The sequence below is a fragment of the Caulobacter sp. B11 genome (assembly GCF_002737765.1).
GTDB lineage: Bacteria > Pseudomonadota > Alphaproteobacteria > Caulobacterales > Caulobacteraceae > Caulobacter.
Genome location: NZ_PEGG01000261.1, coordinates 1 through 3,788 on the forward strand (window position 1 = coordinate 1; position 3,788 = coordinate 3,788).

Genomic DNA, 3,788 nt, shown 5'->3' on the forward strand with positions numbered 1-3,788 from the left:
GCGGTCGGGTCCATGAACCACATCGCCTTCTCGGTTCCCGAGGACGAGCTGGAAAACTGGCGACTGCGCCTGGTCGAGGCCGGGGTCGAGACCTTTCCGGTGGTGGTCAATCACGACGACAGCGAGATGGGCGTGGCCCGCAAGATCCATGAGGGCGTCTTCGTGCGCTCGGTCTATTTCACCGGACCCCCAATGGGATCATGATGGAGCTGGCCGCCTTCACCCGGCCCTTCACGCCGGCCCGATGTGCGCCACGTGCCAGGCTCGGCCCGCGGCCGGCGGAGGTCTGAGCCATGCCGCGCCTGCGCCAGATCCCCCGGGCCGAGGTCACTGACCCCAAGGTCCTGGCCCTCTATGACCAGCTGTTCGGCGACCGCGATCCGGTCAGCCAGCCCGGCACCGCCACCGGCCACGCGGGGCGACTGGTGGACCGTGTTCGCCAACAGTCCCCGATGTGCTGCTGCATGCGGCCCGCGGCTTTGGGCTCTATCTCTATCGGGACCCGGCCCGCAAGCTGGATCCGGTCCTGCGGGAACTGGCCCAGACCCGGGCCGGCTGGGCGCGCGGCAGCCAGTTCGTCTATTCGCAGCACTGCAAGTCCCTGCGGGGCCTCGGCGTCTCCGAGGCCAGGATCGCGGCCGTGGCGGCCTGGACGGTGTCGGACCAGTTCGATGCTCGCGAGCGCGCGGTCCTGGCCTATGCCGACGCCCTGGTCCTCAACGGCGGGCGGGTGGCCGATGGCCTGTTCGAGGCCCTCAGGGCCGAACTCGACGATGAGCAGATCCTGGAACTGACCTACATCACCTGTCTCTACGACATGCACGCGGTAATGAGCCGGGCCCTGCGGCTGGAGTTCGATGACCGGCCCGAACCGGTCGTCGAGGTCGCGGCGCCGGAGGGGTTCGCGGCCCGCGATTTCATGGATACGGCGCGACCGGAAACGGGCACACGCCTCGTTTAGGGATCAGCGGGAGTATCGACGAACGATAGAGGGTTTGCGTCGCTGTTCCGCAGCCCCTGTTTCTCCGAATGCCAGACCCAGCGCGATAGCGAGGCTCACGCCTTGTTCCAGGGAACCTGAGAGCTGGCGGCGCCAGTCGGCATTGTTCGGCCTAGATCTCTCCCAAGGGCGCGAAGGGCTCCCCGACATGCGCTTGTGCGCATAGGCGCAAAGTCATACAAGGAGAGATGCACCAGACGCTCCAACTTCTCAACGCCTTGGCCGAACCCACCCGGCTCGCCGCCGTCCGGCTGCTCTGGGATGGGGCCGAGCATTGCCTTTGTGAGCTGATGGTCGAACTGGGCGCCACTCAGTCGCGGATGTCGCGGCACATGGGCGTCCTCAGACAGGTTGGACTGGTGGTGGACCGGCGCGACGCCCAATGGGTCCGCTATCGCCGAAATCCCGACCTCTCGCCGGCCGCCGCCGCCATGGTGGACGCAGCCCTCCTCAGCATCCCCGAACTTGAACTGCAGAGGGCCGCATGAACGCCGGTGCGTCCTTGATCCATCGCAAGCCGCCGCTGGATCGCAGGTCGATAGCCTGGCTTGGCGGTACGGCCCTGGCGATCGCAGCTTGGTTCGGCATCTACGGCCAGCTCAAGCCCTTCTCCGAATGGGCGGTCTCCCACATGCCGCTGGCGCCCGGCAGCCACGCGGCCGAAGCCATCACCTTTTTCATCTACGACACGCCCAAGGTGCTCATGCTGCTGACCCTGGTGGTGTTCGGCATGGGAGTGGTGCGCAGCTTCTTCTCGCCTGAACGCACCCGCGCCGTGCTCGCCGGCCGCCGCGAGGGTCTGGGCAATATCGCTGCGGCTTCCCTGGGCATCGTCACGCCCTTCTGCTCGTGCTCGGCTGTGCCGATCTTCGTGGGCTTCGTGTCCGCCGGCGTCCCGTTGGGCGTCACCTTCTCCTTCCTGATCGCGGCCCCCATGGTCAATGAAGTGGCCTTAGGCCTGCTGTTCGCCCTGGTGGGCTGGAAGGTTGCGCTGACCTATCTCGTTTTCGGCCTCACCATCGCGATCGTCGCCGGCTGGGCGATCGGCCGCCTGCATCTGGAAGGCTGGCTTCAGCCTTGGGTGCGCGAGGTCCGCGCCGCCGAGTCAGATCTGTCGGACGCGCCTATGACCGTCGTCGATCGGCTCAAGGCCGGACTTGCGGCCATGGGCGAGGTCGTTGGCAAGGTCTGGCTGTGGATCATTGCCGGCATCGCCGCCGGCGCCTTCATCCACGGCTATGTGCCCGCCGAGCTCCTGGCCCAGGTGATGGGCCGGGACGCCTGGTGGTCTGTGCCGGCCGCCGTGCTGCTGGGCGTCCCAATGTACTCCAACGCCGCGGGCATCATCCCGGTGATCGAGGCCCTGCTGGGCAAGGGTGCGGCGCTCGGCACCGTTCTGGCCTTCATGATGTCGGTGATCGCCCTGTCCCTGCCCGAGATGATCATCCTGCGAAAGGTGCTGAGCGTGAAGCTGATCGCCGTCTTCATCGGGGTCGTCGCCTTGGGCATTCTCAGCGTCGGCTACCTGTTCAATTTCCTCTTCACCTAAGAAAGCGCCCGCGATGAAAGCCGTGAAAGTGCTGGGACCTGGCTGCAAGCGCTGTGAAGCGACAGAGGACATGGTCCGCAAGGAGGCCGCCAGACAGGGCATCGATGTGGCCATCGAGAAGGTCAGCGACTACGCCGCCATCGCCGGATACGGCATCCTATCGACGCCCGGAATCGTCATTGACGGCAAGGTCGTCCATGCGGGCGGCTTGCCCAAGGCGGAAGACCTCGCCAAGTGGCTCGAGGCGTAGGCGCGAAAATGTTGGAGTATCGCGTCAAGGCTACCCGCCTGGACCACCACGGTAGCCTGGCGACTTGCAAGGAAGCCGAGGTCGTCCTCGATACCGACGTCAACGGCAGGCCAGACGCCTTCAACCCGGCGGAGTTGTTCCTGGCCTCCATCGCCGCCTGCATGATCAAAGGCATCGAGCGGGTCATGCCCATGCTCGATTTCGACCTCCGCGGGGTCGAGGTGCGTCTGCACGGGGTTCGCCAGGACGCGCCGCCGAAGATGATCTCGGTCGACTACGAGCTGATCGTCGACAGCGATGAAGACGATCAGCGTCTCGAACTGCTGCATAGGAACGTGCGCAAGTACGGGACCATCTCCAACACCGTGGCGGCGGCCCTGCCATTGACCGGCACGATACGCCGCCGCGGCTAGAACGCGGGCGGAAACGGAAAACAGGGACACACACCCTTGGTAGATAAGCGGAAATATCGATTATCGCTAACGAGCATGCGTCCCTGTTTCATCCTGTTTCCAAAGGATCGCGCCCCAGCCCCTTGCGGCGGCGCCGCGATCCCGGCACACCGCAGGCGGTGAGTTCACCCGTCAGGCCCCCGCATGAAGCCCCGTTTTGCCGCCCTGGACGGCCTGCGCGGCGTCGCGGCGCTTGGGGTGCTGCTGTACCACGCAGCCGACTGGTCCGGCCGGCCCGGGGTGTTCGCCCACGGCTATCTGGCGGTGGACTTCTTTTTCTGCCTCAGCGGCTTCGTGCTGGCCCACGCCTTCCAGGAGCGGGAGATCAGCTGGGGCGGCTATCTGTGGATCCGGGTGGTGCGCATCTGGCCGATGGTGGTGCTGTCGATGCTGATCGGCGCGCTGTTGAGCGCCCGGGTCAATCCCACCCTCTGGCCGGACCTGCTGCGCGGCCTGCTGTTGATCCCGCGTCTGGTGGCCCACGATGTCGGGTCTTTCCCTCGCTGTTTCCCCTCAACCCGCCGGCCTGGTCACTGT

The 3,788-nt window shown here is 66.0% G+C and carries 5 protein-coding genes and 2 pseudogenes; all 7 read left to right on the top strand.

Annotation, left to right across the window (positions count from 1 at the left end; translation table 11 throughout):
* A pseudogene (locus CSW58_RS10615) lies at positions 1 to 204 on the top strand (VOC family protein); the annotation flags it as partial.
* 89 nt (positions 205 to 293) lie between these two features.
* Positions 294 to 961 (top strand): annotated as a pseudogene (locus CSW58_RS10620) (carboxymuconolactone decarboxylase family protein).
* Positions 962 to 1,188: 227 nt separating this feature from the next.
* Positions 1,189 to 1,488, top strand: a complete 300-nt coding sequence (locus CSW58_RS10625; RefSeq protein ID WP_099447263.1) for a helix-turn-helix transcriptional regulator — start codon at positions 1,189 to 1,191, stop codon at positions 1,486 to 1,488.
* 14 nt (positions 1,489 to 1,502) lie between these two features.
* Positions 1,503 to 2,549, top strand: coding sequence for a permease (locus CSW58_RS10630; RefSeq protein WP_236627777.1), 1,047 nt, complete (start codon positions 1,503 to 1,505; stop codon positions 2,547 to 2,549).
* A gap of 13 nt (positions 2,550 to 2,562) precedes the next feature.
* Positions 2,563 to 2,799, top strand: a complete 237-nt coding sequence (locus CSW58_RS10635) for a thioredoxin family protein (RefSeq protein ID WP_099447265.1) — start codon at positions 2,563 to 2,565, stop codon at positions 2,797 to 2,799.
* Between the two features lie 8 nt (positions 2,800 to 2,807).
* The gene (locus CSW58_RS10640; RefSeq protein ID WP_099447266.1) at positions 2,808 to 3,212 is read left to right on the top strand and encodes an OsmC family protein; all 405 of its coding nucleotides are present in this window, start codon (positions 2,808 to 2,810) and stop codon (positions 3,210 to 3,212) included.
* Positions 3,213 to 3,395: 183 nt separating this feature from the next.
* Positions 3,396 to 3,788 (top strand): acyltransferase (locus tag CSW58_RS10645; protein ID WP_236627778.1); only part of this gene is annotated, 393 nt, incomplete at its 3' end.